The 26,438-nt window shown below is 66.6% G+C and carries 24 protein-coding genes; 10 read left to right on the top strand and 14 right to left on the bottom strand.

Annotation, left to right across the window (positions count from 1 at the left end; genetic code table 11):
• Positions 1 to 17 precede the first annotated feature (17 nt).
• The 3 genes from AB0L60_RS08695 to AB0L60_RS08685 form a co-directional block, all read right to left on the bottom strand.
• A complete protein-coding gene (locus tag AB0L60_RS08695) occupies positions 18 to 2,579 on the bottom strand; it encodes a phosphoribosyltransferase (protein WP_364609385.1) in 2,562 nt (853 codons plus the stop codon).
• On the bottom strand, positions 2,576 to 3,733 hold the full coding sequence (locus AB0L60_RS08690; RefSeq protein ID WP_364609745.1) for an HpcH/HpaI aldolase/citrate lyase family protein: 1,158 nt from the start codon (positions 3,731 to 3,733) through the stop codon (positions 2,576 to 2,578). The genes AB0L60_RS08695 and AB0L60_RS08690 overlap by 4 nt, the downstream gene beginning before the upstream one ends.
• Positions 3,734 to 3,827: 94 nt before the next feature.
• Positions 3,828 to 5,030, bottom strand: a complete 1,203-nt coding sequence (locus tag AB0L60_RS08685; RefSeq protein ID WP_364609382.1) for a hypothetical protein — start codon at positions 5,028 to 5,030, stop codon at positions 3,828 to 3,830.
• Between the two features lie 213 nt (positions 5,031 to 5,243).
• Between AB0L60_RS08685 and AB0L60_RS08680 the strand changes: the two genes are divergently transcribed.
• Both AB0L60_RS08680 and AB0L60_RS08675 read left to right on the top strand, forming a co-directional pair.
• On the top strand, positions 5,244 to 5,819 hold the full coding sequence (locus AB0L60_RS08680; protein WP_354841014.1) for a TerD family protein: 576 nt from the start codon (positions 5,244 to 5,246) through the stop codon (positions 5,817 to 5,819).
• Positions 5,820 to 5,920: 101 nt separating this feature from the next.
• Positions 5,921 to 7,048 (top strand): DUF475 domain-containing protein, encoded by a 1,128-nt coding sequence (locus tag AB0L60_RS08675; RefSeq protein ID WP_364609378.1) that lies wholly within the window; start codon positions 5,921 to 5,923, stop codon positions 7,046 to 7,048.
• 68 nt (positions 7,049 to 7,116) lie between these two features.
• On the opposite strand, the gene AB0L60_RS08670 is transcribed toward AB0L60_RS08675, so the two are convergent.
• Positions 7,117 to 8,079, bottom strand: a complete 963-nt coding sequence (locus AB0L60_RS08670) for a DUF389 domain-containing protein (RefSeq protein ID WP_364609375.1) — start codon at positions 8,077 to 8,079, stop codon at positions 7,117 to 7,119.
• A gap of 19 nt (positions 8,080 to 8,098) precedes the next feature.
• Positions 8,099 to 9,022, bottom strand: a complete 924-nt coding sequence (locus AB0L60_RS08665; RefSeq protein WP_364609372.1) for a DMT family transporter — start codon at positions 9,020 to 9,022, stop codon at positions 8,099 to 8,101.
• An 84-nt stretch (positions 9,023 to 9,106) separates the two neighbouring features.
• Here AB0L60_RS08665 and AB0L60_RS08660 point away from each other — a divergent pair, with 84 nt between their 5' ends.
• Entirely contained in the window at positions 9,107 to 9,667 is a 561-nt protein-coding gene (locus AB0L60_RS08660; protein ID WP_364609369.1) for an ABATE domain-containing protein, read from the top strand.
• Here the strand turns inward: AB0L60_RS08660 and AB0L60_RS08655 are convergent.
• The gene (locus AB0L60_RS08655) at positions 9,569 to 10,924 is read right to left on the bottom strand and encodes a hypothetical protein (protein WP_364609742.1); all 1,356 of its coding nucleotides are present in this window, start codon (positions 10,922 to 10,924) and stop codon (positions 9,569 to 9,571) included. The genes AB0L60_RS08660 and AB0L60_RS08655 overlap by 99 nt on opposite strands.
• A gap of 306 nt (positions 10,925 to 11,230) precedes the next feature.
• Between AB0L60_RS08655 and rpsF the strand changes: the two genes are divergently transcribed.
• The 5 genes from rpsF to dnaB all read left to right on the top strand — a co-directional run bounded on the left by rpsF (position 11,231) and on the right by dnaB (position 16,510).
• Positions 11,231 to 11,521 carry a 30S ribosomal protein S6 gene (gene rpsF / locus AB0L60_RS08650; RefSeq protein WP_083869414.1) on the top strand — a complete coding sequence of 97 codons (291 nt, stop codon included), beginning with the start codon at positions 11,231 to 11,233 and terminating at the stop codon, positions 11,519 to 11,521.
• A 134-nt stretch (positions 11,522 to 11,655) separates the two neighbouring features.
• The gene (locus tag AB0L60_RS08645; RefSeq protein WP_364609364.1) at positions 11,656 to 12,207 is read left to right on the top strand and encodes a single-stranded DNA-binding protein; all 552 of its coding nucleotides are present in this window, start codon (positions 11,656 to 11,658) and stop codon (positions 12,205 to 12,207) included.
• A gap of 64 nt (positions 12,208 to 12,271) precedes the next feature.
• Complete coding sequence (rpsR, locus tag AB0L60_RS08640; protein ID WP_040814320.1) at positions 12,272 to 12,541, top strand: 30S ribosomal protein S18; 270 nt, start codon at positions 12,272 to 12,274, stop codon at positions 12,539 to 12,541.
• A gap of 17 nt (positions 12,542 to 12,558) precedes the next feature.
• Positions 12,559 to 13,014 carry a 50S ribosomal protein L9 gene (gene rplI / locus AB0L60_RS08635; protein ID WP_354841000.1) on the top strand — a complete coding sequence of 152 codons (456 nt, stop codon included), beginning with the start codon at positions 12,559 to 12,561 and terminating at the stop codon, positions 13,012 to 13,014.
• A 628-nt stretch (positions 13,015 to 13,642) separates the two neighbouring features.
• The gene (dnaB, locus tag AB0L60_RS08630; RefSeq protein ID WP_364609359.1) at positions 13,643 to 16,510 is read left to right on the top strand and encodes a replicative DNA helicase; all 2,868 of its coding nucleotides are present in this window, start codon (positions 13,643 to 13,645) and stop codon (positions 16,508 to 16,510) included.
• A gap of 516 nt (positions 16,511 to 17,026) precedes the next feature.
• On the opposite strand, the gene AB0L60_RS08625 is transcribed toward dnaB, so the two are convergent.
• From AB0L60_RS08625 to AB0L60_RS08610, 4 genes are all read right to left on the bottom strand, one after another.
• Positions 17,027 to 17,302 (bottom strand): hypothetical protein, encoded by a 276-nt coding sequence (locus AB0L60_RS08625; protein ID WP_364609356.1) that lies wholly within the window; start codon positions 17,300 to 17,302, stop codon positions 17,027 to 17,029.
• Positions 17,299 to 18,462: a Rieske 2Fe-2S domain-containing protein gene (locus AB0L60_RS08620; RefSeq protein ID WP_364609353.1), complete on the bottom strand. Its 1,164-nt coding sequence runs from the start codon at positions 18,460 to 18,462 to the stop codon at positions 17,299 to 17,301. Before AB0L60_RS08620 ends, AB0L60_RS08625 begins: the two co-directional genes overlap by 4 nt.
• Positions 18,463 to 18,600: 138 nt before the next feature.
• Complete coding sequence (locus tag AB0L60_RS08615) at positions 18,601 to 19,743, bottom strand: 12-oxophytodienoate reductase (RefSeq protein WP_364609350.1); 1,143 nt, start codon at positions 19,741 to 19,743, stop codon at positions 18,601 to 18,603.
• A gap of 188 nt (positions 19,744 to 19,931) precedes the next feature.
• Positions 19,932 to 20,702 (bottom strand): GntR family transcriptional regulator, encoded by a 771-nt coding sequence (locus AB0L60_RS08610; RefSeq protein ID WP_364609347.1) that lies wholly within the window; start codon positions 20,700 to 20,702, stop codon positions 19,932 to 19,934.
• Positions 20,703 to 21,193: 491 nt separating this feature from the next.
• Here AB0L60_RS08610 and AB0L60_RS08605 point away from each other — a divergent pair, with 491 nt between their 5' ends.
• Positions 21,194 to 22,408, top strand: coding sequence for a hypothetical protein (locus AB0L60_RS08605; protein WP_364609344.1), 1,215 nt, complete (start codon positions 21,194 to 21,196; stop codon positions 22,406 to 22,408).
• Positions 22,409 to 22,616: 208 nt separating this feature from the next.
• On the opposite strand, the gene AB0L60_RS08600 is transcribed toward AB0L60_RS08605, so the two are convergent.
• The gene (locus tag AB0L60_RS08600; RefSeq protein ID WP_364609739.1) at positions 22,617 to 22,997 is read right to left on the bottom strand and encodes a Ca2+-dependent phosphoinositide-specific phospholipase C; all 381 of its coding nucleotides are present in this window, start codon (positions 22,995 to 22,997) and stop codon (positions 22,617 to 22,619) included.
• Between the two features lie 15 nt (positions 22,998 to 23,012).
• Here AB0L60_RS08600 and AB0L60_RS08595 point away from each other — a divergent pair, with 15 nt between their 5' ends.
• Entirely contained in the window at positions 23,013 to 23,255 is a 243-nt protein-coding gene (locus AB0L60_RS08595; protein ID WP_364609341.1) for a hypothetical protein, read from the top strand.
• Between the two features lie 105 nt (positions 23,256 to 23,360).
• On the opposite strand, the gene AB0L60_RS08590 is transcribed toward AB0L60_RS08595, so the two are convergent.
• Genes AB0L60_RS08590 through AB0L60_RS08580 form a run of 3 tightly spaced genes read right to left on the bottom strand, consistent with a single transcriptional unit; the run spans position 23,361 to position 26,301 of the window.
• Entirely contained in the window at positions 23,361 to 23,987 is a 627-nt protein-coding gene (locus AB0L60_RS08590; protein WP_364609338.1) for a TetR/AcrR family transcriptional regulator, read from the bottom strand.
• A 20-nt stretch (positions 23,988 to 24,007) separates the two neighbouring features.
• Positions 24,008 to 25,198, bottom strand: a complete 1,191-nt coding sequence (locus AB0L60_RS08585; protein WP_364609335.1) for a sulfotransferase — start codon at positions 25,196 to 25,198, stop codon at positions 24,008 to 24,010.
• Positions 25,195 to 26,301, bottom strand: a complete 1,107-nt coding sequence (locus AB0L60_RS08580; RefSeq protein ID WP_364609332.1) for a DUF1214 domain-containing protein — start codon at positions 26,299 to 26,301, stop codon at positions 25,195 to 25,197. Before AB0L60_RS08580 ends, AB0L60_RS08585 begins: the two co-directional genes overlap by 4 nt.
• Between the last annotated feature and the right edge of the window lie 137 nt (positions 26,302 to 26,438).

Below are 26,438 nucleotides of genomic sequence, written 5' to 3'. Positions count from 1 at the left end.
CCGTGCTGCCGCACCGGCTACCCCTTCACTTCCTTGATCAAGCCCATACAGGCATACGCCAAATCCGGCACCGTCTCGACCGGCACGCCGCGTGCCGCGGCGAGCAGGCGGATGTGGCCGTGTTCCGCCGCGTGCGGATCCCGCACCAGCACCCGCCACGGCACCCGGCGCAACAGCACCCGGGTCGTCTCTCCCACACCGGGTTTCACGAAATTCACGCTGGAGATCCCGTATTCGGCGCGCACCTTCTCCACCGACGCCCAGCCCGCCCAGGTGGGGGTCCGGTCGGCGTTCAGCAGGGCCTGGACCCGGGCGTCCACCAGCGGCCGCACCCGGTCGAAACACGCGCTGACCGCGTCCAGCAGGTGGTTGGACACGTCCTGATCGGCGAGCTCGCGATAGAACTTGGCCCCGTGGAACTGCCCCGGCCCGATCAGGTCGGCATTGAGCACGGTCCGGGAAACCAGCCCCGACACAGTCGAATTCAGGCAGGCGGAGGCGATGAGGAAGTCGTCCCGGGTGCCGTAGGTCCGCACGCTGCCGCCGGGATCGGCGAGCACCGCGAGATCGGCGTCGAACCGCGCCCCGCCCGCGGCCGCGTACGCGTCCAGCGCGGCAGCGAGCTCCTTGGTGATCGCGCCCTTGCCCGTCCACCCGTCCACGAACACGATCTGCGCCGGATCATGGTGCCGGGCAAGGTAATCCAGTGCGACCGTATCGATCCCCCGATCCCGCACGATCGACACCGCGTAGTGCGGCACCTCGATGCCCCGAGTCGCCAGCCACCGCCGCATGAGTGCCCCCACCGGCGTCCCCGCCCGGGCCAGTGACACCAGTACCGCCTCGCTGCCGCGCTCGGCGATCACCAACTCCGACACCGTTGCTACAGCGAGCGCCAGCCGCTCGGCACTCTCGGCCAGCACCCGCTCGAACAGCTCCCGGTACTCCGCGTCCGGCTGATACTCCACCGGCAGCGACTCCGCGTAATGCGCCACTCCGGCCTGAATCCGCCGCTCGCGTTCCGCCACATCGGCTTCCAGCGCCACCCCGGACAGATCGGTGAGCAACCACGCCACCTCGTCCCGCGCGTACGACCCGAATTCGGTCCCGTGCAGCGGTTCCGGCAGCCTCTCTCCGCCCGGCAGAGCCGTACCGACTTCGAATCCGATGGGGTGGCGGGGTTCCCTCCCAAGGCGGTCAACGGAGGGCGATACTGCGGTCCGGGCATGAGGCGGAATCTTCGTAGTGTCCGATCGAGCGGCGGCGAGGGCGCGTGGGTCCGCGCCGGGGAGCACGGCCAGCAGCACGTCTGCGCCCGACGCGGTCAGCACGTCGACGAGTCCACCTGCAGCCGTGAGCATTTCGGTGTCCGCGGGTCGGTCGATGATGACGAGCAGGATCGGGTCCCACCCGGGCCGGGTTTCGGGCCAGCGCGCGTTGTACAGGTAGCGCGGGGCTTCCTCACCGAGTTCCGGTGCGGTGAAACGGAATCCGCGGCGCAGCGGGTAACCGGCTACGTCCAGGACATAGGCGGGGGAGCGGGTGGTGGTCTGGTACCGGGTGGGGATTCCGCTGTCGGCCAGAGCCGCGGCGATGCGCAGCGGCAGGTACATGAGTTCTTCGTGGGCGATGACGATCACCGGGCGTCGGGGGTCCGCGTCCTCGGTCATGGCCGCGAGCGCCCGCGTCAGGTCGGCCACCGTGCGGTCGAGCGCCGTGTCGAAGGGTGCGGCGTCGGTGTCGAGGAAGCCGTGGCGGCCGCCCTCGGGAACCCGGTGCGGCCAGGGCAGTTCGATGCGGTGGCAGGCGCCGGTCCGGTGCGCGACGGGGTTGAGTACCGGTTCGGGCAGCGCGGTGACGGCGTCGATCAGGCCCGCCGGCAGGCGGGTGCTGCCGCTGGCCAGGCAGACGGTGTCGATGCGGACGCCGAGTCCGGCGGCCGCCGTGTCGAAGGCGCGGCGGTCGGCCTCGGTGCGCATGTCCACCAGCGAGGCCAGGATGTAGTGGCCGCGGGGAGTGTGCGCATGCAGGGCCCGGATGGCGTCCAGAGCGGTTGCGCCGGTGGAGATCTCGTCGTCGACGAGCACCATGGGCAGGTCGTTGCGGAAGATCGCGGCCGGCATCGGCTGCAGCAGGTGGGAGGTGGCGTGCGAGTGGCCCTCCTCGAAACCGGCGAGGGTCTCGGCGGTGGGCACGTCGCGACGGGTGGAGTGCAGGTAGCAGCGCGCGCCGAGGCGGGCCGCCACGGTGTGGCCGAGTCCGGTCGCGGTTTCGGCGAACCCCAGCACCACCGCGGCGGTGACCGGCCGATTCGGCTGCGGCGCAGCAGCTCCCGCGAGCAGCTCGCGCACCAGGTCGCCGAGCCGGTTGCCGGCGTCGAGCACGCGATGCGGGTCGGTCGGGAGGTGTTTCCCCAGCACGGTCGAGACCAGCAGGTGCGCGCGGCGGGGATTGCGGCGCAGACCGGGTTCGACGAGCGTGTCGATGCGCCAGTCGGGTTCCAGCAGTGCCGAATCGGTGTGGCGGAGGGCGAGCCCGAGGTGCCGGGTGGCCCAGGGTAGGGCGGGATCGGCGGTCACGATTCGACCAGGGCCTTGAGCAGGTCCACGAAGGAGACTCCTTGATTGGCGACGCCGAAGACCTTGGCGCGCAGCATGATCTGGTGCGCCCAGCTGCGGTGCGGGCGCATTTCGTTCATCTTGTTCCGGTACTCGGAGGCGGCGACACCGCCCGCGGCGGTGCTCAGGATGTCGACGGCATCGGCGTATTCCTCGTGCGTGACGATCGAGAGGGCGTGCACGACGGCCACATGCGAGGGGTGGATGACGGTCTTGCCCTGGATCCCGTTGGCGCGGTCCAGGGTGATCTCCCGCAGCAGTCCGTCCATGTCGCGGCTGACCAGCGACTGCCGGAAGGGGACGGCGTCCACCTCGGCGAACGGCGAGGTGCGCAGCAGCGGCCGGAACATGCGCGCGTGGTCGGCGAAGTACTCCCAGACCGGTCCGGTGATGGTGAAGCCGGTGCCGTCGGCGCGACCCAGGTAGTTGACGATGTCGGCGATGACGTCGGCGACCACGCGCACGTCGTAGATGGTGAGGTCGCGGTCGCGGCGAATCCCGAAGGTGGAGCACATGTCCGTGGCCCCGATCCGCACGGCGAGAATCCGTTCGCGGTGCTCGGCGAGCAGCGCGCCGATGCGGCGGAGTTCACGGTCGCGGGTCTCGCGATGGACCAGGGCGGGGGATTCCAGCACCGGCATCCCGAAGACGGTGCGGCCCAGGCGCTGTGCGGCCAGGGCCAGCGCGTGCAGATAGTCGGCCGCGCAGGAGCTGTCGAATTTGGGCAGCACGAAGCCGGTGAGCGCCGCCGCCCCGGGCCCGAGCCGGTCGGCGATCTCGCCGATGCTGTGCGGGTCGCGGACCCGCACGAACAGCAGCGGGTAGGCCTCGCCGCTGCCGGCCAGTTCGTCGACGGTCCGGGCGGCCCGCCATTTCGCGGCTTCGACGGCGTGGTCGGCGACCGCGTCCTCGAGGTCGATGACCATCGAGCACACGCCGCGTTCGGCGCGGCGCAGGATGGTGGCGGTCAGATCGGGCCGGGTGGCGGGCACGTACAGGGTCGCGCCCAGCGCCATGGCCAGCAGGTGGCGGTCGACGGAGCCGCCGAAGGGTTCGGGCAGCCGGTGGAACAGCCGCCGCAGCTCCGGGCCCGGCACCTGCCGGAAATGCCGCAGCGGAAAGCGTTTCCGCAGGGAGACCGGGGCGACATCCGGATCGCTGGTGATCATCGCGGTCATCGTCGCGGTCGTCCTCCTGCTGACTTTCGGTCTATCTGTCGGTATTTCGCATGCGCTCGACCACTCCGGCGACGAACGCGGAGATGGCGTCGAGTTCGGACACGTAGGCCCAGTAGTCGGGGTGGCGTCCGGTCAGGCCCGCGCTCGCGCGATCCAGGCGTTCGGCCTGGGCGTCGAGTACCGAACCCCATTGCGGGACCACGCCTTTGTTGACCGCGAGCATCTGCGCGTCGCGCAGCTTGAAGCGAACGGCCTTGGCGCGCTCGGCCGGCTGGTCGCGGACCGCGCGCAGCAGGGCGAGCCGATCGGTCACGGTCTCGGCGCGCTCCTCGGCGGTGGCGAGGTGGGCGCGGGCGGTGGTGGTCAGGTCGAGAGCGTCCTCCGGGTCGTGGTTGGCCAGGGCGGCCCGGGCGCGGGCCAGATCCGCGTCGGCGGCCGCGACGGCCTCCCGGGCTTGTCGCTCATTGTTGGCCAAATCGTTCGACGACGCAGCCGCGAATTCCCGCAGCAGCGCCGACATGGCCGGAGCGACGCGGTCCAGGCGGTTGCGAGCGGCATCGAGCCGGGTGGCGGCGGAGGCGAGGGCGGTGGTGGCCGAATGCTGTTTGCCGGGTGCGGCTTCCAGGGCGGTGGACAGGTCGCGGTTCAGCGTCTCGAGCCGGGTGGCGGCGTCGCGGGTGGCGCCGCCGGCGCCGGTGGCCACCGCGGCCTCGAGTGTGAGCAGTCCCTCATCCACGGCGGCCGCGCATTGCCGGATCGAGGGATAGGTGGCCTGGGGTGAGGCGTCGGCGGCCTGCCGCAGCTGTGCGGCCTGTGCCCGCACCTGCGAGACCAGTTGCGGCACCGAGCCGTACACCGCGACCGCATGCTCGAGGTGGGGCTGATTGCCCCGGTAGAACTCGTCGACCCCGCGCGCGGCGTCGGCGAGTCTGCGGATGACGGTGTCGATCTCGGGCTGGGCGACCGGGCCGCCGTCCTCGCGTTCGGCCTGCTCCAGGCGGTCGTTGAGGGCGAGATAGGCGCCCGAGGCGTCATAGCAGCGGGCGCGCACCGGTTCCCAGCGCGCGGCCATGCCGCGCTCGGGGAACAGCGCGGCGGATGCCGTGACGGCGGCCTCGGCAATGGTCTGCCGCTGGTCCATATCCAGGAATGCGGTCGTCAGTACCTGCCGGGCCTGCTGCACCCATTCGTTGTTCCGGGGTGCCCGGAACCATCCGCGTCGACGGCCTGCCACGCCCCCGATGGTAGGAGAAGCGGCTCGTCGGGGCGACAACGGCGAGGGGTTGTGAAAATCTGTCATATGACAGTTGCTTCCGCACGCCAGAGTTGACCCTTCCCTACCGAAGACTTGGGAAAACCATTACTGTCGAGGCGGCGGAACCGACACGCAGGACACGCCGTTAGCCAAGAAACACTTCAAACGCGCTACAACGGAAGGATTCCCGCAATGGGTGTCAGTTTGTCCAAGGGCGGCAACGTTTCACTGACCAAGCAGGCTCCGAACCTGACCCAGGTGGCCGTCGGCCTCGGCTGGGACGTCCGGACCACCACCGGCACCGACTTCGACCTGGACGCCAGCGCCATCGCGACCGGCGCGGAGAAGAAGGCGCTGTCGGACAAGCACTTCATCTTCTTCAACAACCTGCAGTCCCCGGAGGGCACCATCGTGCACACCGGCGACAACCTGACCGGTGAGGGCGAGGGCGACGACGAGGTCATCAATGTCGACCTGGCGAACACCCCGCCGGCCATCGAGTCCATCTTCTTCCCGGTGTCGATCTACGACGCCGACTCGCGCGGCCAGAGCTTCGGCCAGGTCCGCAACGCCTACATCCGGGTCGTGGACCGCGCCAACGGCGCCGAACTGGCCCGCTACGACCTCTCCGAGGACGCGTCCACCGAGACCGCCATGGTGTTCGGCGAGCTCTACCGCAACAATGGTGAGTGGAAGTTCCGTGCGATCGGCCAGGGCTATGCCTCCGGCCTCGCGGGCATCGCTCGCGACTTCGGCGTCAATGTCTGAATCGAACAACTAGCGACACGAAGAGGGCTCGGTCGCACGAGCCCTCTTCGTGTGTCCGCCCACCCCCGTCCACGACCCGGCACAACGAAAGGCCCGCTGCGGTGCGAATATTCGGCCTCTCCATCATCGTCACCGTACTGTCGCTGCTCGCGGCCCTCGTGTACGGCGGTCCCACGGCCCTGCTGCTGTGCGCCATCCTCGGCGTCCTCGAGGTCTCGCTGTCCTTCGACAACGCGGTGATCAACGCCAGCATCCTGCAGCGGATGAGCGAGTTCTGGCAACGGATCTTCCTCACCGTCGGCGTCGTCATCGCGGTTTTCGGTATGCGCCTGGTGTTTCCGCTGGCCATCGTGTGGATCACCGCGGGCCTCAACCCGGTTCGTGCCTTCGACCTGGCCATGAACCCGCCCGCCGACGGGGCCCTCACCTTCGCCGACGGCAGCCCCTCCTACGAGAAGCTGCTCACCGACGCGCACCCGCAGATCGCGGCCTTCGGCGGCGCGTTCCTGCTGCTGCTGTTCTTCAACTTCATCCTCGAGGAGCGCGAGGTCACCTGGCTGGGCTGGATCGAACGCCCGCTGGCCAAGCTCGGCAAACTCGACATGCTCGCGGTGGTGCTCACCCTGGGCGGCATCGTCATCGCGGCGGAATTCATCGCGGCCGACGACGACCGGTCCACCGTGCTGCTGGCCGGCATCCTCGGCGTGATGACCTACATCCTGGTCGACGGGCTCGGCTCCCTGTTCCATGCCGAGGAGCACGCCGAAGAACAGGCCGCGGCGGGGCCCTCGGCCGTCATCAAGGCGACCGGCAAGGCGGCGTTCTTCCTGTTCCTGTATCTGGAAGTGCTCGACGCCTCGTTCTCCTTCGACGGCGTGATCGGCGCGTTCGCCATCACCTCCGACCCGATCCTGATCGCCCTGGGCCTGGGCCTGATCGGCGCCATGTTCGTCCGGTCCATCACCGTCTACCTGGTGCGCAAGGGCACCCTCTCGGAGTACGTGTACCTCGAGCACGGCGCGTTCTGGGCCATCGGCGCACTGGCGGTCATCCTGCTCATCACCATCGGCGTGCACGTCAACGAGGTGATCAGCGGCCTGGTCGGCGTGGCCTTCATCGGAGCGGCGTTCATCACCAGCGTGATCCGCAACCGGCGCGAGAAGGCCGAGTCCGACGAGGACGAGGACGACGAACCCGCGGGGTTGGAGGAGCCCACCCCCGTCGGCTGATCCACCGAAACCGAAAGCCCGCCACACACCAGAGCGTGTGGCGGGCTTTTCCTGTCACCAGCCGGGAGTCACAGCATGCGGCGCGGCACGGACATGTGCTTGGCGCGCCGCACCGAGACGCGGGACCAGAGCTTCTGCTGCAAAGCCAAGGTCAGCCAGCCCGCGAACGCCATCCCGGCGATGTTCACCAGCAGCTGCGCCGTACTGCCCCACACCGTCCCGCTGTCGGCGACGGCCACGCCGAGGGCGATATTGCCCGCCGCGGGCACCGTGGTCACCGAGATGAACACACCCGCCAGGCCCACCGACTTCGCGGAGGTGATGGACAGCACCCCGGCCGCGCCCGCCACCACCGCGACGATGAACGACCACTTGTCCGGCGTGTAGATGAATTGGGTGGCCGGACGGGGACCGGTCACCTGGGCCAGCGTGAGCCAGCCCAGCGCCCGGGCGGCGAGCGCCAGCAGGATGGTGATACCGATGGCCGTCGCGAAACCGATCACCAAGGTGCGCAAGGCCAGTCGCAGCAGTACGAAACGCCGGCGCACCAGCGCGATCCCGAGCGCGGCGATGGGGCCGAACTCGGGGCCGAGCACCATCGCGCCGACGGTGAGGATCTGCGAGTCGGTGATGATGGCGATGCCGGCGATCACGGTGGCCAGCGTGAGAAAGCTGAGATAGGTCCAGTTCAGCTCGGTGTCGTCATACGCCCGCTGCGCCACCTCCGCCCAGACCACCGCGTCGGCACTGCTGCCCGGCGTGCGCATCTCGGCCTCGAAGCCGCTGCGCGACAACCAGGTTCCCACCTGCTCGATCTCGATGCTGCCCTGCTGGTGCACCCGCATCTCGCGCAGCTTCTGCACCAGGTCGTTGGCGGCCTCGCGGGCGATCTGCGCAGTGATCAGGTCGCCGGGCGGGCGCAGCGCCGCACCGCGGAGGGCGACCAGCCCGGTCACGGCGTCATCGGTCCCGAGAACCTCGAGGACCTCGTCGGTCATGGTGGCGGGGGAGAGAATCCGCAGATGCAGCATGCGCCCAGTCTGCCGGTGGTCACACCCGCGCAGGCTGCGGCATCGAGAGTCGACGGGCAGTCTCGGGCTCGGCCGGGGTGGGATTCGGGGTGGCGCGACGGGAGGCCAGGACCATGCCGACCAGTCCTACGCCCAGGCCCGCGACTGTCAACGGGCGCAACGGCTGACCGATGACCAGCCAGGCCATCACCGCGGTCACCGCCGGAATGGCGAAGAAGAAGCGGCTGACGCGGGTGGTGTCCCAGCGCTGCAGCATGGTGTTCAGCAGCAGGAACGCTCCCATGGAATTCACCAGCACCATCCAGACCATGGAACCGGCGAAGCGGGCCGGATCCGCGATGTGGAAGCCGCCGCCCGCCACGGCCATCGCGCCCGCGAAGGGCGCGCTGACCGCCACGTGCAGGGCGGTGCCGGCGCGCGGATCGATCGCGGGGGTGAAGCGCTTCTGGTACACGGTGCCGAGGCTGAGGCCGAGCAGGCCGACCACGCAGAGCAGCAGGCCCACCAGCGAGAAGCTGGACTGATCGACCACCGCCAGGCCCACCCCCAGACCGCCGACCCCGAAGCCCAGCCACTGCCGGGCACTCACGGATTCGCCCAGGCCACCGGCGAATACGGCGATCACCACCGGGCTCAGGCCCTGCATCAGGGAGATGACGGCGGCGGTGACGTGCTCGTGCATGGCGGTGTAGAAGGCGCCGAACTGCACCATCTGCATGAGCAGGCCCGCCACCAGGGTGTGCGCGAGGACCTTGCCGCGCGGCCAGACCGCCCGCGCCAGTAGGGCATACGCGATGAGCAGCAGGCCGGCGATGCCGAAGCGGGCGAACAGCACCAGCATGGGCGGCGCGGCGCCCACGCCGATGATGCCGGCGATGAAGGCGCTGCTCCACATGAGGATGAGGGCCGGCGGGCCCGCCACTTCGAAAAGCCGGTTGTCCATGATTCCTCCACGCCGCTAACCGGTTCAGGTGGTTATACCGTGGCACCTGCTTGAATAACCTGTCAAGGGGGTTACTATGAGGACATGTCCACCTTCGCCGATCCGCACCTGTTCGTCAGCGGCAATCTCGCGCTGAACTTCATCGGTACGGCTCAGGAACGACGCACCACCTTCATCGACCGGCTCAGCACCGACGACGAACTCGGCGAATGGGTAACGGCGGCAGGCATCCTCGACACCGCGCCGGACTGCACCGGCGCCCTCACGCGGGCCATGAAGCTACGTGAGGCCGCCTGGCGGCTGATGCTTGCCACCCTCGACGGCGAACCCGCCGCCGACGCAGATCGGCGACTCGTCAACCGGCACGCTCATGACACCCCGCCAGAGCTGACCCTGCGCGCCGACGGCAGCGTGCACCGTAGCGGGACAATCGATTCCGCGCTCGCGGCCGTCGCGCGCTCCGCCATCGAACTGCTCGGCAGCCCCGATCGGGACCGCATCAAGGAATGCGGGCGAGACGCCTGCACCCGCCTCTACATCGACACCTCACGCGGCGGTTCGCGCCGCTGGTGCGATATGGCGGTCTGCGGAAACCGGGCCAAGAGCAAGGCGTTCCGCGCCCGGAACACCGAGCCGGCCGGCTGACCGCGCCCGCGCCGTCACGAACAGGAAGAAGAACGCCACCAGCAGCGCGGCCCGGCCCCATACGCCGATCTGCACGATGTTCTGCTCGAATCCGGCATCACGGCCCGCGCCCAGGGCATAGAAGTAGCGGAAGACACCGATCCCGATACACGCGTCCGCCATCAAGTAGGTGACGGTCAAGCTCCACGGCACCTCCAGCAGCACCAGGAACGGGATCAGCCACAGCGTGTACTGCGGCGAATGCACCTTGTGGAACAACAGGAATCCACACAGCATGGCGCCGCTGACACCGATCCACGGATACACCCCCGCCAGCTGATACCGCCGCCAGCCCAGCCAGCAGGCCAGCCCGAAGGAGCCCAGCACCAGCAGCGGCGAGGCCGCCGACACCACGGCCTGGAACGTCGACTCGCCCTCGCTGGTCTGGGCGAACAACGGGCGTAAGCCCCAGTACCAGATGGAATTCGTGGTGATGTCGGCCTGCCGCAGCTGCTGGAAGGTGATCGACGCCCGCCAGCCGTCATAACCCGCCAGCGCGAACGGCAGATTGATCGCGACCACCGTGCCGACAGCGGTGCCGGCCACCATGAGCGCGCCGCGCACATCGAATCGCCGCTCCCGCAGCGGGTTCTCACCGAGCAGCACGTAGATCAGCAAGGGCAGCACGAAGATTCCGGGATACAGCTTGAAACAGAAGCCGATCGCCAGGAATACCGCCGCGGCTATCGCCCGGTCCCGCAGGGAATATCGCGTCAGCACGGTCATCACGTAGAACGCGGCCACCGCGGTGGCCACCACCGGCAGTTCCCAATTGTGAAAGGCGTAGAGCACCAGGGGCGGACCGGCCGCCCACAGCAGCGCCGCCGGACCCGCCATCCGGGCCAGCAGATACGCGGTGAGCAACGCGAACGGGGCCAGCAGCAACGCCGAGCGCAGCAGGAAGTCCGCATCGGTGCGCGCGCCGATGCCGCCGATCCACATGAACAGACCGCTCAGCACCGGATACTCGACCGCGCCGCCGGTCAACTGGCCGTCGGGTGTGATGCCGCCCGTTATATACGGAAAGACGTGTTCATTGATGCCGCGGCCCAGCCACAGGTACTGAATATCGGAATAGCAGACATTCGAGTCCTTGATGACATCGAAAATGGCGCTGCGACCCGACTCCTCGAACGGCCCACCGGCACATCGCGCCTTGTTCACATACGCGATCAGCAAAGTGACCCCGCACACCAGCGTCGATGTGACCGCGATCATCGACCGGCCCGCCTCGCGGCGGCGAGCGACCGCTGCGCTGGCGACGGGTCGGTTCGGCATGCGCACCACCATAGGACTCTCTTCGGCGTGTCCGCGTGTTCAAGCTCGGGACTGGCCCGATTTCGCAGGCCATGCCTATCTATCGTCCGGCCGCCGCCGGCGTGAACACGCGAGCAAGAGCCGCGATACCCCGGCGTTGGGCACCGCAGTCCCTCATGTAGCCTTGTCGGGTTGCTGACGCAACGAACCCTCCTGCCCACGGACAGTCCGTGGGCCGTTCACAGTCCACAGGAGGTGATGAGGTCCGTGCGTCATTATGAAGTGATGGTTATTCTCGATCCGCAAATGGACGAGCGCACCGTCGGCCCGAACCTGAACAACATGTTGGGTGTTGTCGGTGCCGAGGGCGGCAAGGTCGACAACGTCGACATCTGGGGCCGCCGTCGTCTCGCCTACGAGATCGCCAAGCAGGCCGAGGGCATCTACGCGGTCGTCACCCTGACCGCCAAGTCCGAGACCGTCAGCGAACTCGATCGCCAGCTGGGCCTGAACGAGTCGGTGCTGCGCACCAAGGTGCTGCGCCTCGACAAGAAGTAGTCCAGTCCTCCCGCAACGTCGCTCGTAACCGTCGGTGCCTATCTCTAGGCTGACTGGCAAACCGTGCACCGAGCCCATGATCGGGCGTGCACGGGCGAGCGCATTGCGGACTGCACCGGAAAGCAGGAGGAACCATGGCCCAAGGCGACACGGTCATCACCGTCATCGGCAATCTGACGGCTGACCCCGAGCTTCGATTCACGCCCGCGGGAGCGGCCGTCGCGAATTTCACCGTCGCGTCGACTCCCCGCGTGTTCGACCGTAATACCAATGAATGGAAAGACGGCGAAGCGCTTTTTCTGCGCTGCAACATCTGGCGTGAAGCTGCGGAGAATGTGGCCGAGAGTTTGACCCGTGGCTCGCGAGTGATCGTGAGCGGACGACTCAAGCAGCGCTCCTACGAAACCCGCGAGGGTGAGAAGCGCACGGTCGTCGAGCTCGAGGTCGACGAGGTGGGTCCCTCCCTGCGGTACGCGACCGCGAAAGTCAACAAGACCACCCGTGGCGGTGGTGGCGGCGGCTTCGGCGGTGGCGGACAGGGCGGCGGCCAGCAAGGCGGCGGCTTCTCCGGTGCCGGCAGTGGTGGGGGTCGCGGCGGCCAGAGCGCCGGCGACGACCCATGGGGCAGTGCCCCCGCGGCCGGCTCCTTCGGGGGCGGCGCGATGGACGACGAACCGCCGTTCTAGACAACGGCTTTCCCCGGAATCCGCCCCGACGGCTGGGTTCCCGAAATTACGGAGTTGAAAGACCATGGCCAAAGCACCGGCACGCGAAAAGGTGCTGAAGAAGAAGGCTTGCACCTTCTGCAAGGAAGACAAGGCTGGCAAGAAGAACAACACGGCCGGCGCCAAGATCGACTACAAGGACACCGCGCTGCTGCGCAAGTACGTGTCCGATCGTGGCAAGATCCGCGCTCGCCGGGTGACCGGCAACTGCGTCCAGCACCAGCGCGATATCGCTGTCGCCGTGAAGAACTCGCGTGAGGTCGCTCTGCTGCCTTACGTGTCCACCGCCCGCTGAGAAAGGAAGGCACAGCAATGAAGCTCATCCTCACCGCTGATGTCGACAACCTCGGTGCGCCCGGCGACACCGTGGAGGTCAAGGACGGCTACGGCCGTAACTTCCTGCTGCCGCGCGGCCTGGCGATTGTCGCCACCCGTGGCGCGCAGAAGCAGGTCGAGGGCATTCGCCGGGCGCAGGATGCCCGCCGCGTGCGCGACCTGGACCACGCCAACGAGCTGAAGCAGGCCATCGAGGGCCTGACCGGCGTGTCGCTCGCGGTCAAGACCGCCGGCACCGGCAAGCTCTTCGGTTCGGTCACCGCCGCCGATGTCGCCGCGGCCATCAAGGCCGCCGGTGGCCCGGTCGTCGACAAGCGCAGCATCGAGCTGCCGAAGGCCCACATCAAGAGCACCGGTAAGCACGGTGTCGTGGTGCATCTGCACCCGGATGTGATCGCCAAGGTCGACCTGCAGGTCACTGCCGCCGAGTAATTCGGTTCGTCGGAGGCCGCCTCAGCTGTGGGGCGGCCTCCGATTTTCTTTGTTCGGTTGTTCTGTTTGCCAGGTATTCGCTAATTGCGTGTCGGGTGTACCGGGGCGACGTGTCGGCATGCAGAATTCACGATGTTCGCCCGGGTTGTGGATTGCTCAGCAAACCAACCATTCTCGTTGTGTAACACATCACAGGCGTGAGGCCGTTCGTTCACCCAACACGCCCAGACGTTACCGTCCGGCGACACGCCGCACCGAATTGATCCACAATTGCACACACTGAGAATTTGGCCACTACCAGCGTATTGATCGACCACATCGACTGTTGTCCCCAAGTTTTCCACAGGGGGTGCACAACAGTTGGTGAACAATACCCACGTTGTCCACAGGTGTGTACACAGCTCGGTTTGGCGGGTCACCGTCCGGTCGCCTAGGTTCGCATTCGATGTCGTGACCACTGCCCGGGACGACACGACTCCGTGTATCCAGCGCCCACCACCACGGGTTTGCCACCGCGCCTGCACAACTCGGCGTGGCGGCGCCGCGTGGCGGACCTAACCTGTCGGTGCGCAGGCGTACAACGGTCATGGACTCGTTCCGGGCGCGAGGAGAGAGGACGGTCGAACCGATGGCAGTCATCGACGATCGCGGCCACGACGATCACGGGCCCTCCGACTATCCCGACGCCCCCGGCGAGGATTTCGGCCGTCAGCCACCCCACGACATGGCCGCCGAGCAATCCGTCCTGGGCGGCATGCTGCTGTCCAAGGACGCCATCGCCGATGTCGTGGAGGTCATCCGCCCCGGCGACTTCTACCGCCCCGCCCACGCGGCGGTCTACGACGCCATCCTCGACCTCTACGGCCGCGGCGAACCGGCCGACCCGGTAACGGTGGCCGCCACCCTCGACCGCCGCGGCGAGCTCAAGCGCATCGGCGGGGCCCCGTATCTCGTCACGCTGACCCAAACGGTCCCCACCGCGGCCAATGCCGGCTACTACGCCGAAATCGTTGCGGAGAAGGCGATCCTGCGCCGTCTGGTGGAGGCGGGCACCCGAATCGTCCAGTACGGCTACGCCGGCGCCGACGGCCAAGACGTCGCCGAGGTCGTCGACCGTGCCCAGGCCGAGCTCTACGACGTCACCGAACGCCGCTCCAGCGAGGACTTCGCCCCCCTCACCGACATCCTCCAGCCCACGATGGACGAGCTGGACTCCATCGCCTCCCGAGGCGGCATCTCCCTCGGCGTCCCAACAGGTTTCACCGAACTCGACGAGATCACCAACGGCCTCCACCCCGGCCAGATGATCATCGTCGCGGCTCGACCCGGTGTCGGTAAGGCGCTTGCTCTCGATACTCCGCTGCCCACACCGAACGGCTGGACCACCATGGGTGAGGTTCAGGCCGGTGACGAATTGCTGGATGCGCAAGGCCGTCCGACGCGCATCCTGGCCGCCACCGAAGTCATGCTCGGTCGCCCCTGCTACGAGGTCGAGTTCTCGGATGGCTCCGTCATTGTCGCGGATGAAGAGCATCTATGGCGCACCGTCTCGCACATGCACGGACCACACCCCGCGGTGCGGACTACCGGTGAAATCGCTCACAGTGTGCGAACTCCTGACGACAGGCTGAATCACTGGGTGCCGGAGACCGCGCGATCGGAGAAGCGTCGCATCGTCGACGTCCGAAAGGTCGAGAGCGTCCCGGTCCGCTGCGTCGAGGTCGACAACCACGATCACCTCTACCTCGCCGGCCCCACCATGGTGCCGACCCACAACTCGACGCTGGGCATGGACTTCATGCGCAGCTGCTCGATCAAACACGGTCTGGCGAGCGTCATCTTCTCGCTCGAAATGAGCCGCACCGAAATTGTCATGCGCCTGCTATCGGCCGAGGCGAAAATCAAACTGGGCGATATGCGTTCGGGTCGCATGAGCGACGATGACTGGACCAAACTGGCACGGCGCATGAGCGAGATCAGCGAAGCGCCACTGTTCGTTGATGACTCGCCGAACCTGACGATGATGGAGATTCGCGCGAAGGCCCGACGGCTCAAGCAACGGCACGACTTGCGGCTCGTCGTCGTCGACTACCTCCAGCTGATGACTTCAGGTAAGAAGGTGGAATCCCGCCAGCAGGAAGTCTCGGAGTTCTCCCGAAGCCTCAAACTGCTCGCCAAGGAACTCGAAGTCCCGGTCATCGCCATCTCCCAGCTGAACCGAGGCCCCGAGCAGCGGACCGATAAGCGCCCCATGGTCTCCGACCTCCGTGAATCGGGCTGCCTCCCCGCGTCTACGCGAATTCTTCGGGCCGATACGGGCAGTGAGGTCACACTCGGTGAACTGCTGCAAAGCGGTGAGCAGCCACTGGTGTGGTCGCTCGATGAGCGGATGCGGATGGTTGCCCGGCCGATGGTGAAGGTCTTCCCCAGTGGCCGCAAGGAGGTCTTCCGGCTCCGTCTGGCTTCGGGGCGCGAAGTCGAAGCGACCGGAAACCACCCCTTCCTGACCATCGACGGGTGGATTCCCTTGGAAAAGCTGGCCATTGACGACCAGCTCGCGGTGCCACGCGTCGTTCGCGAGCCTGCGCGCACCGGAAGGATCCCGCACGATGAGGTAATCAGGTTGGCACACGCGACTGTGGCCGGCGAGGACGCGATTTCCGATCGTGTCTTTTCGCTACCTAACGATCAGGTCGCCGACTTCCTGAAACAACTTTGGGCAAGCAATGGGTCCATCCGCTGGGATGCAGTGCATGACCACGGTCGTATCGATTATTCGTCGGCAAGTCGGCGCCTGATCGACGACATCGCGCAACTCCTCCTGCGCTTGGGCGTGCACAGCATCATCAAAACAGTGAAAACTTCCGATCGTCGCGACCACTGGCGTCTCCAAATCGCCAGCGCGGACCACCAGACAGCCTTCCTGAAGGCCGTTGGTGCGCGAGGCTTCTACGAAGAAGCTCCTATCGAGCTGGAATCGGCGGCGCGCAGGACACCGGTCGATACGATTCCCGACCGGGTCACGAACAAGGTCCGAACTCTCCTGGCTACCAAGGAGATCTCGCCCAGCGACGTCCGTTCGGCAATGGACTCACGCTTCTGCGGCTCCACCGCATGGAAGCATTCGCCGGCGCGGTCACGTCTCGCCCGGGTCGCCGCCGTCCTGGACGACGCCGGAATCGATATGTACGCAACAAACGATGTCCGCTGGGACCGCATCGTCGAAATCACCAGCCTCGGTGAACAGGATGTCTTCGACGGAACCGTCCCGGGCACGCATAACTTTGTGGCCCAAGGCATTTCTGTGCACAACAGTCTCGAGCAGGATGCCGACATGGTCATCCTTCTCCATCGCCCGGATGCCTTCGAACGCGACGACCCCCGCGGCGGCGAAGCCGACCTCATCCTCGGCAAGCACCGAAACGGGCCAACCGCAACCATTACCGTCGCTCACCAGCTTCACTTGAGTCGATTCGTCGATATGGCGCGAGGATAGCCTGGCGGCCTGTAGGTTCTCACTTCTAGCTGCACTTTCTCACGGGCGCCTGCATCTAGGCTGCATCGGTGCAACAAGATTGAGGTACAGCATCAGTCGATTCACCTGCCTGTCGGTGCAATTCGGCCGGCCACTGAATGCGCGGCCTATGACGATATCGCCGCTACCACAAGGGAAGGCGGTCGCCGCGGTCAGAGGCGGCAGCGGTTGGGCCGCTGACCGCGACGGCTACCCGACGCGCAGTAACGGGAGTCGCCCATCGCGCGCAAAATTCGACGGGCGACGAGCCCGCCATGGCGGTGCCGCGGAACCCTTGGAGCGCAGCGTAATCCGTCTTGTCAACCTGCTGACCGAGAAGCGCTTCCACTGTCGCTACGTAGCGGCTGCAGAAGGAACCGTGGGTTTTGATCCCCGCTACTCCGCTACGGTGCTTTGTGTTCCTGCAGGAACCCAAACTCCTGGCCTTGGGGACCGTTGACACGGCCGTCGGGCTCAGCGGGAGGGGAGACCCAATGATCAGTGTGTGCTGTGCTCGTCGGCGGGTGCGGTGTCTAGAACCGGCAGTGTGCCGGCGAGGGCGGCTACGGCGATGCTGGCTTTGAGTTCCGTGCAGGTTGCCGCGTTGGGGGTGGTGGATTCACGGGCCAGACACGCGATCCGGGAGAATTCGCTCCACTGGATGCTGGTTTGCTGCCAGCTGCTTTTGCGGACGTGCACGACCGCATCGCAGGCCTGACAACGCAGTGGGGTCATCGGCGCGGTGGTGAGCCGATCGTCTGCTCGGATGGTCACGACACCACCTGCTGAGCGGCCTTGCGCGCGAGGTTGTCGGCCACCTCCTGACGCCAGATCTCGTTGGGCCGGCTGGTATCGAGTTCGAATTCGAATCGGTGAACCATCTCTGGGATGATGTCGGCGACATCCACGTAGAACTGCTGGTACCAGCGGCGCAGCTGGTAGACGGGCCCGTCCTCCTCGCATAGCAGCGGGTTGTCGATGCGAGTCTTGTGCCGCCAGATCTCTATGTCCTGTTCGAAGCCGAGCCGCACGGTATCGACCATCTTCTGCGCCAGCGCCGCTGCGGCCTGTGGGTCGTCGTTCATGTCGGCGGGCTTCTGCATGCTGATCCCGTACTGGAGCACGAACCGGTTCGCGTCGACCGGGTAGTGGCAGTTGATCAGAACGGTCTTGGCGTCGCCGTGCTCGTAGTGGTAGAGCAGGTCGTCGATCATGAACGACGGCCCGTGGTAGGTCGCCACCGACGTGTTCCCCAATCGGCGCGGCGCGTCGATCGCCTGCTCCTGCGGCCGTAGATCGTCGCGGCCGACACCGTTTTGGAGCTGCACCGCGGTGTGGCCTTCGAAAACGTTCTTGAAGTAGGTCGGAAACCCGTAGTGGATGTAGAAGAAGTGCGCCATGTCGACCATGTTGTCGATGACCTCACGGCAGTTGGTGTCCACGATCTGCTCGTACCATGCCCAGTCGGTCCATTCGGGCGTACCCGGTCCCTCGATGTGGGGGATCTCCTGCTCGGGAATCGGAGGGTTGCCTTCGGGGTCGTGCCAGACGAACAGCATCCCGTTTCGCTGCATCGTGTGCCATGCCCGTGTCCGGGCCAGCGGCGGGACCCGGCGCGCATAGGGGATCTGGGTGCAGCGGCCGTTACCAGCCCACCGCCAGTCGTGGAACGAGCAGGCCACCTCATCACCTTTGACGGTGCCGCGCGACAGATCTGCGCCCATGTGCCGGCAATAGCCGTCGAGGACGTTCACCTTCCCGGCAGTGTCGGCGAAGACGACCAGCTTCGTGCCGAAGGCGTGCACCGAATGTGGTTTCCCGTCACAGTATTGAGCTGTCAGGCCGAGGCAGTGCCAGCCCCGTGCGAACCGGGTCGGTGCCGCACCGGCATCGATCTCGCGTACTTCGTTGGTGGTTTCGGTGGTAGCGGTCATCGATTGTCACTCCCTCGGTCGGTGCCCACACGACTTGTCGTCGCTGGGCGGCGATTTCCTTTGCAGCAGTGGACGATTGTGGCCACCGCCGCGATCGGCATCGCGGATCTGCGATTTCGGAACAGCGGGTAGACCGCTTCAGGTGAGGACGGCTTCGTGGACGGCCCGGTTGTAGGAGGGCAGTCCGGTGCGCTGTCGTAGGGTGCTGGCCAGCCGGGGGTCGGCCAGGTGGAGCCGGCCGATCGCGATGAGATCGAATTCCCCGGCAGTCATGCGCCGCTCCAGTTCCGGGATGTTGTCGTGGCTGGTGGCTTCGCCGTCGATTCGGCTCTCGCGCAGCGATTTTCCGAGTCCCACACTGCCCACGGCCATCGTGGTGGCGCCGGTCAGCTTCTTGGCCCACCCCGCGAGGGACAGATCGCTTTCGCCGAATGCGGGGACGTCGAACCGGCGCGAACTCGCATCCAGAACATCGGCACCGGCGTCCACCAGTGCCCGCAGGATGATGGCGAGCTCGGCGGGGTTCTCGGCGATGCGGGCGGTGTAGTCCTGCTGTTTGTGCTGGGAGAACCGGAACATGATGGGCAGATCTGGGCCGACCCGCTCACGGATCGCAGCGACCACCGCGGCGGGGAAGGCGGTCCGGCGGACGAGGTCTCCGCCCCAGGCGTCATCGCGGGTATTGGTCGACCGCCACAAGAACGAGTCGAGCAGGTAGCCGTGGCCGCCGTGGATGGCGACGCCGTCGAATCCCAGGGCGCGGGCGTTCTCGGCGGCCGTGGCATATGCCTCGATCACTTCTGCGATGTCGGCTTCGCTCATGGGGGCGGTGGGCTCGAGTGCCCGGCGGACATAGTCGTCGGGATACGACGTCGTTCCCGTCGTGCCCCAAACCCCCGACGGTCGCATCGGTTTCAGCCCCGGCTCGACCGGTCCCATCGCACCCCACAACGGGCCGACGTGCCACAGTTGGGGGACGATCTTCCCGCCCGCCTCGTGCACCGCGTCCACCACTCGCCGCCACCCGTCGAGAGCATCTCGACCGTGCAATCGGGGAACCAAGGGCGAGTCCACCGCTGTCTGATGGCCGATCGCCACACCTTCTGTGACGATCAATCCGGTGCCGCCTTCGGCGCGGCGCTGGTAGTAGTCGGCGACATCTGCACCGGGCACCCCATTTGGTGAGTGCGCCCGTGTCATGGGTGCCATCACGATCCGATTCGGCACCTGTAGTGCTCGTATGTTCAGGGGGCGGAAGAGCGGGGACAACGCACGGTTCATCGTTCGCATTCACTTTCACCGACAGACTCAGCCAGGCCGTTGCGGGACCCGTCGACCCCGAAGGCGGGACCTCGGCACCGGTCGAGCGGTTAGGTCATCTAGACATCTAGATGACCTAACTCTGTAGGTATTCAAGTGGTGCGTCAATCGACTTCCCACTCAGTGAGGCACAGTAGAGCGCTACCGGCTCATGACTGGGCGCTCTCCCCCGATCGACCGCTGCGGCTGGATCGCGGGAAATTCAGGACGAAGCTCGCGCTGTCACCCTTGATTCGTCGACGGGTGTAGAGAACCGGCGTCCCGTCCGGGCCGCTCGACACGCCTTCGCGCACAAGCAGCGGACTTCCCGTGGGCACATTGAGGTGTTCCGCGTCATACAGATCGGCGCCGACCGCGCTGAACTCGCGCCAATCGGCCCATAATTCAAAACCCAGCATCTCGGCCACCGATACCGCGACGTTGCCCCGCGTCCGTGGCGGTCGGAAGTCTGCTGACACAAGCGATTTCGGCAGCCAGTAACTGTTGACCGACCAGGTCCGACCCTCGATCGAGGCCAGGCTGTCGATCCGGAGGAGTTCGGAGACATCACACCGGAGGTGCTGGCCCGCATGGCGATCGAGTACCGAGCCGGAGCCCTCGACGTGCGCGAGCACCTGCTCGTCCGCACCAGGCCATCCCGACACCGGCAACGCCATCGGGCGCTGCCCGACCATCGACTGCTGAGTCTCGGCGTTCACACCGATCGTGGTTCGCACGGTGGGCTCCCGGACGAACGTTCCAACACCGCGGCGAATCACGATCGAACCCGCCCGGTCCAACTCGGCCACGGCCTGGCGTGCGGTGAGCCGGTTGACGGCGAACTCCGCGGCCAGTTCCGACTCACTCGGCAACCGGCTACCCGGTCGCAGCTCTCCGGAATCGATCCGTGCTTGCAGAGCGCGCGCCATCGCCAAGTACACCGGCGCACCGCCTCGTCCTCTCGACACAGCCGCATCCTACGGATGCATCCGGCTACCCAGCGGGGCAGGCCATCGAGACATTTGCCGCACATAAACGGGTGAGCGGTCCCGCTGAGCGGGAGTGATGCCAGAGACATCTAGACATCTAGCTGTCGGGGCGTGGATTCTGGTCGCGTTCAGCGGCAGCTCATGGTGAGCAAACACCACTCACCATCGCGTCACGATCACCGCCCAAGACCGTTGACCTTGACGCTGCCGACCCGTTCGACCGAAAAGGACATCGCGTGAGGAACAGAATGAATAGTCGACAGCGAAGTCGGAGCCAGAATGCGGTCCGCAGGGCCGCGATCACTTCGCTGGCGGTCAGCTCCTTGGTCGCGGGACTGGGCACTCAGGTCACCGCAACCGCTGGCGCCGATCCCGGCGGACACGGGAACCCAAGTGCCCTGACGACAGGCGCTCAGAAGGAAGTCGAGGCCCATGCACGCCAGGTGCTGGCGACGCCGACCATGCAGGCCGCGATCGAGAAGGTCAAACAGCTCTACGCCGCCGATCCGGTCGGCTCGACGCCCACCGGAAAGGCGACCATCGACCGAGCCGCCAACTCGATCGGCGCCGCTGCGGTGATGTCGGCCATCCCCTGGTCCCGCACCAGCAATCCGGTTCCGGTATGGGCCACCACCGCCGCGCACGACTACCGCGGACTGTCCATGCCGAACTCGGGCTTCGGCATCGAGAATCCTGACAACGTGTATCGATACGCGGCCTTCGATCCGCAATCGACATACGAGATCCACGGCGTCCGGCACAACCCGGGACCAGTGCAACTCAACTTCGAAATGCGCGACGGCATCGCGGGCACCACCGCCTTCACCCCCGAAGCCGGCACCCAGATCGACTCACTCAGCGACGACAACATAACCTTCGCCGCCGACGGCAGCTTCACGATCACGGTCAGCTCCGATGGCCGATCCGGCACCCCCAACCACCTGCTCATCCAGAAGGACAAACCCTCCTGGCTGATCGTGCGCGACCTGCTCAACGACTGGGCCACAGAGAACCCCGTAGACCTGGAAATCAAGAGGGTAACGGGGAAGGCGGCACCGTCGGCCCCCTCGACCGACGACCTTGCCAACCAGGCCGCCCAGATTCTGTCGACCATCGCGCCGTACTGGCTGAAGTACTTCAATACCTACATCTACCCCCAGCCCACCAACACGCTGGCCCCTGTCCGGGTACGCCCTGGCGGGCGCGGGCAGTCCACCTACGGGTCTTTCAACCTCGACGACGACCAAGCGATGGTGATCACCCTCGACCCGACCGGGTTCAAGTCGATGGGCATCCAACTCACCGACCCCTGGGCGGTGGCCTACGAATACCGCACCAAGACCAGCAGCCTCAACACCACCCAGGCCACACCCAACCCCGACGGCACCTACACCTACGTGATCAGTAAAAACGATCCCGGGATCGCCAACTGGCTCGACCCCGACGGGCACCCCACAGGCCTGGTCTCCCTGCGATGGCAACAGTCCATCCCCGGCCAAACCGCCTCGCCGAACCAGGCCGTGCGCGATCTGGCGATCGTCAAGCTGAGCGACCTCCCGTCCAAGCTGCCAACCGGATTCCCCGCGGTGACACCGCAGCAGCGCGCCGATCAGCAAGCCGGCCGCGCCACCGCCTACGACCACCGCATCACCGGATAGCCGATCCGCACAGCTGACGACTGAGCCCCACCCGGATCACGGATGGGGCTCAGCGCACTTCGTGAAGTGCTCTCGCCCCGTCACGACGTACCCAGCAGGCAAGTGCGGCGCGATCCCCGCCAGCCGCAGCGATCGAGACAACAGTTCCTCGGGCGCGCCGAACAGCGGTGCTGGCAGCATCGCCGGCAACAAGCCGAAACACTCACCGCTACTTGATCGCCGCTGGCCGCCACCGCCAACGTCGCCACCGTGTGCCGCACCGTCCGGGGACCTGGACCGCGAAAGTGGGGTTGATCCGTGGATCGGGTCGCGGGAAGTCGGTGCTCACCCATTGGGTGCCGGAGGCTAAGGCGGTAGCGGCTCGTGTGGTGTCACCGCGGCGCGCCTCTGCGGGGTTCTCATCCGAGCGGGCGCGGACCATGTATCCGGCCTGGACCAGCTCGTGAATCCGGTCGCCGTTGCCGGAGTCGTCGGAGAGGATGACTGCGGCGTCGGAGCTGCCCGGTTTCGGGGTCGGGAACGTAACACGGCCTTGGAGGCTGCCGCGGGTTGCAGATAGTCGACCCGGTGGCGGTCGTTGACCAGGCAGTTGCAGCTGACAAACATGAACTTCCCCCGCGACTGGCGCAAGGCGGGCCAGTCGTTGGCCTTGACTGCGGCCTTGACGGGCGAGATGCGGCCCGACGTCGATCCCCGCGAGGTGATTCTCGAACTGTTGGCTCTCAACGACGGCCTGCGCTCCCAGTGGGTGCTCGCGCCGGAACTCATCGACCTGCCGCAGGTCTTCGAAACAGCCGCCGACGCCCTACTGCGGCGGATCACCACCGACCACAGCGGTATTGCGTAACTGCCTGTCCAACAGTCGATTACGCCAGCGCTGCAGCCGATTGCAGCCTGCGGTGGCCGATCGGATTGGCCGCCAGTCCGGCCGAACTGGACGCTGTGTGCAACGTCAGCAGTTGCAGGCGAAGGCGCGGCGGAGCAGCTGTGTCAAGTGATCGACGATCATCGCTGGTGGCGTGCGGTCGGCGATCAGGTGCATCACGACGGCACCGCGCACGGTGTTCAATGTGAGCCTTATGTCGATACTGTCCGCCTCCTGCTGCGGTATTTCCCCGCGGGCGACCGCGCGGTCGACGAGGGTGCGCAGCTCGGACTCGAGTGGCTCGAGGGTCCCGGACTCCAGACCGGGTACCTCGGTGATTCGGTCGGCTTCCGACATCAAGCCGAGGATGCCGGCCCGTACGTCTGGCCGCAACGCGTAGTCGACGAGCGCGGTGACGAACACCCGCAGGTCCGCGGCCAGAGACCCTGGGTAGTCCACTGGCCAGCGGTCCTCCGGATTGGCGAACAGCGCTTCCGACACCAGATCGGCCCGGGTCGGCCACCACCGGTAGAGCAGTTGGCGGGTGACCCCGGCCCGGGTCGAGACCTCCGAGTAGTTGACGCCGGTATACCCGACTTCTGCCAGCAGTTCCCGGGTAGCCGCGAGTACAGCGTCGTGACGGGCGGTGTCGCGCGGCCGGCCTGCGGACCGGCCGGCGACCGGGGCGCCGACTGCACGTGGTGGCTGGGGCATGTGCCCAAATTACCCGGCGGTCAGCACGGTTCGTGTGGGACGTCGAAGTGCTTGCTGTAGCGAGCGGTTCGGGCCCGTACCGCGGCCAGGTCCAGACCGGTGTCGGCGAACGTGTAGTGATGGCTGCCGCCGTGTGACTCGCGGGAATTGCCCCGCAGGAACAGCTCCATGCGTTCGCGAGCCGCGGTGGACAGCTCCCAGCCGAACCCCGCGTAGACGGCCTCGACGCAGCGCATCGGTTCCCGCATCATCGCGTCGAACTGCACATCGACCACCCGGTCCGGCGCGATGGTGCCATCCAGTCGGGCTTCGGTGCTGCGCTCCAGGCCGTCCAGGATGAACTCGCTGAATTCCGTTGCGATGGAGTCGGGTTCGATGCGATCGGTGCCCAGTCTGCGCAGCATCGCGACCAGGCTGGTGGTGGAGGCCATGACCCGGGCCGGATCGCGGTGGGTCTGCACCAGCAGTGCGTTCGGATACTCCCGCAGCAGCTGCGGCAGCATCCAGGTGTGCGACGGCGACTTCAACAGCCAGCGCTGTCCTGGATGCTCGCTCTGCAAGACCTCCAGGAACCGGCGGTGCCAGGTGTAGGCGGCGGCGACGTGTCCGTCTTCGACGGCGTCGTGCGTCAGCCAGTCCAGGTAGGACGGAATCTCGTACTGGGTGGGGAAGATGGGGCTGATGAACGCGCTCGCCGTCATCCGCAGACACTCCTGGGCCAGCTGAGCGCCCAGCTGATGTACGGAGCGGAACTCCGGAATGATCGAATCCACCAGTTCGAAGGTGGCTTCGGTCTCTGCGATGCGTGGATCGGTGTCGTAGGTTTCGGTGCGTGGCGGCGGCAGCGGTCGGTCTACTTCCCAGGTCAGCGGCACCCGGTGCGCCGGATCCTGGGCGAGCAGGTCGAACAGCATGGTGGTGCCGGTGCGTGCCTGGCCGATGATGATCACCGGCGGAGTGACCTCACGCTCGCGCATTTCCGGATGCTCACGGTGGTGGGCGACGATGCGCAGCCGGTTGCTCAGGTAGGTCACCAGTTCGCCCTGCACCACGACGCGGCCCAGATCGTGCAGCGCCGCTTCGGTGTTGAAGCTGCCCACCAGGCGACGCAGTCCCTCGCGCCAGCCGTCGCCGCCGAACATTTCGTCGTCGCCGAAATCGGTGCGACCTGTCGCTTCGGTCGCGTAACGGAGCAGATCGTCGACGATCATGCCGTCACCTCGGCGATCGGCACGACGCGGACCTGGACATCGGGCGCGACCGGGTGGTCTAGCCAGCGCAGGAGCACGAAGCCGCGACCGCGGCCCCCGGTGTCCAGCCAGTTCGGCACGCCGGGATCAGAACCCGCGATCACCAGCCGGACCGTGCCGTCGGCGCGCGGAGTGACGCCCTTGTTGGTCACCGAGGAATGGCGCCGGTGCGGTTCGAGGCATTCGTGCCAGATGTTCTCCAGCGCCACCGACCAGTACCGGGTGTCCGGCGGGGTGATGTCCAGTTGCAGAGCCTGGTCCGGTTCGAGGTCGAACATGCCGAGCATGTACAGGTTGTCGGGAGTGGTGTTCTCCGAGCCGAGGCTCTCCGGCTCGGCGACGATCAGTTCGTTGGGCCGGTGCAGCAGGTCCGGAGCGACCGTGCGGTGCAGCGTCATCAGCTTGACCGCTGTCCAGGTAAGTGCGGTGAGCTGATCTGCGAAGGTCGCGTCGTCCAGTTCGGGGATCGGACCGGCGGCGTCGAGAGTCTCGATCGTGTAGGTCGCGAGCTGTTCGGTGCTGTAGTCGGCGATGTACTGCCGGGTCACGATTGCCGAGGCGTCGGACGGGATCGGGACCCAGGTGCCGGGCAGTCCGGGATCCTCGGTGGCCAGCACCAGTTCGAACCGCCCGTCGGTGTCGAGGGGCAGATCGCGGTCGGAGATGTACCCCGCGGCGCGCCGGGGCGTGAGCCCGGTACCGGCCATGATCTGGAAGCCGATGTAGGTCGCGGTGCCGCGTTGGCCGACGATCCGGTAGCCGCGTCCGGGCACCAGGGTGCACAGATCGTATTCGCCGTCGGGATTGGGGCCGCCGACCTGCCGCAACGGGGTGGTCATCGGGAAGAACCGCGGCGCGCCCGGGTCGACGTCGACGGCCATTTCGCTGCACAGGGCCAGCACCCGGGTCAGGACGCGGTGCCCTTCGAGCAGTTCGCGGGAGTCGCGGGCATCCGATCGCACGATGCCGGAGAGGTTCTCCAGGGTGGTGAGCAGGAATGCCCACGCCGCGTCGCTGGCCGGGGTGGCGCTGGAACTGGTTGTGGGCATGGATGATTCGGTCATCGCATCTCCTTCGATGCAGTCCCGAGCCGGACGGGCCGGGGCGATGAGGAGGCAATTACGACACACAGTGTATGAAAATGTCAATGGGTCCGAAGAGTCGTTGACATTACAATACAATGTGTGTGGTAATCGGTTGG

The organism is Nocardia sp. NPDC051981 (assembly GCF_040680715.1).
Classification (GTDB): domain Bacteria; phylum Actinomycetota; class Actinomycetes; order Mycobacteriales; family Mycobacteriaceae; genus Nocardia.
Note: the sequence above shows the minus strand (reverse complement) of the source record. Positions and strands in the feature narration are given on the sequence as shown.